2 protein-coding genes and 1 pseudogene are annotated in these 1500 nt (G+C 74.3%); 1 reads left to right on the forward strand and 2 read right to left on the reverse strand.

Annotated features, from left to right (window positions below):
* Nucleotides 1-406, reverse strand: a pseudogene (locus tag HW578_RS26415) (hypothetical protein); the annotation flags it as partial.
* A 67-nt stretch (nucleotides 407-473) separates the two neighbouring features.
* Entirely contained in the window at nucleotides 474-1124 is a 651-nt protein-coding gene (locus HW578_RS26420) for an FMN-binding negative transcriptional regulator (protein WP_198373676.1), read from the reverse strand.
* Between the two features lie 98 nt (nucleotides 1125-1222).
* Between HW578_RS26420 and HW578_RS26425 the strand changes: the two genes are divergently transcribed.
* Nucleotides 1223-1500: GntR family transcriptional regulator (locus HW578_RS26425; protein ID WP_198373677.1), on the forward strand; the 278-nt coding region annotated here is incomplete at its 3' end.

The following is a 1500-nucleotide window of genomic DNA, read 5'->3' on the forward strand; positions in this document are numbered from 1 at the left end:
CCGCGAGGCTCTGCGTGCGCGCATGCTGGCGCCCGGCCAGGGCATGCCGCTCGCGCGCCTCGGCGAGGGCGGCCTCGGCGCGCGCCAGCGCGGCGCGATAGGGCCGCTGGTCGAGGCGGAACAGAACCTGGCCGGGCTGCACCAGGCCGCCCTCGGGCAGGTCCACCGCCTCGATCATGCCGCCAACGCGCGGGCGCAGCTCGACGCTGCGCGCTGCGGCGAGGAAGCCGGTGAATTCCGCCGTCTCCGGCAGGTCGCGCAGGATCGCCTGCGCGACCGGCACCGGCATGGGCGGAGGGGCGGCCGCGGGGCCGTTCGCCTGGGCGGGCCGGCCGGCCTGCTGCCAGGCGATGCCGCCGCCGACGGCCAGGGCGGCGGCGAGGGCGAAGGGAAGGATGCGTGACATGGTCGTGGGGCCTCTGCGTCGTGCGGGCGGACCGTGCCGGTCTCCCAGGTTGGGAGGGTCAAGCGGCTTAGGCGGCACGCTTCGCGGCGAGCGTCCCGGCCATCAGCGCGGCGACGGCCTGCGCGCCCGGATCGGGCCGCGCCGCGAGGCCGGCAATGGCGCCCTCGTGCTCGGTCGTGCCCTTGTGCTGGATCAGCTTGCGCTGTGCGGCGATGCCGGCGGCCGGCACTAGCAGCTCGATGCCGACGATGGCGCGCATCATCGCGGTCAGTCGCTGCGGCTCGACCTTCTCCATGCGCCATGGCGCCTTCGGGGCGAGGCGGCCCTCGAAGGCCTCGGACAGACGTTCGAGATGGCCGGTCAAGGCTTCCGCCGGGAAGGTCCGGGCCTGGCCCGAGAGATGGACCGCTGTATAGGTCCAGGTCGGCACCTGGTTCGGCACGCCGTACCAGTCGGGCGAGAGGTAGGCGTCGGGGCCCTGCACGGCGAGCAGTGCCGGCCGCGCCGCATCCGCGATCAGCGCATGGATGGGGTTGCTGCGCGCCACGTGCAGTTCGATGCGAAGCCCATCGCCGTCCCACGGCGCGGCCAGGAAAGGAATGTGGACCGCCTGCGGCAGCCCTTCCGCATCGGCGATGACCAGCAGCCCGAAGCCGCGCGCCCCGAGCATGGCGAGCGCATCGGCAGTGTCGGTCCGGAAGGCGGGATGGACATACATGGCGGCGTCTCCTGCGAGGGCTGGCGCAGGCTTTCGCTACGCCTGACCGGTCCGATGCCCTATGACCGGTTCTGCGAAACCGATCGGTCCAGTTGGCAATGCCGAGACGCCAGGCCCCGCCGCTCTGGGGCGCCTTCGCGCCCGACCCCGCGGGCGCGCTCCCGCTTCAGGAGCAGCTCGCCGGCCATTTCCGCGCTGCGGTCCTCGACGGCCGGCTGAAGCCGGGCGCGCGGCTGCCCTCGACGCGCGCCCTGGCGCTCGAGGCCGGCGTCTCCCGCCAGACCGTCGTGCTCGCCTACGAACGCCTCGTCGCCGAGGGCTATGCCGAGGGCCGCGCCGGCGCCGGCGTCTTCGTCCCGGAGGTGCTGCCTGAGGC

Source organism: Roseomonas rosulenta (genome assembly GCF_016106005.1).
GTDB lineage: Bacteria > Pseudomonadota > Alphaproteobacteria > Acetobacterales > Acetobacteraceae > Neoroseomonas > Neoroseomonas rosulenta.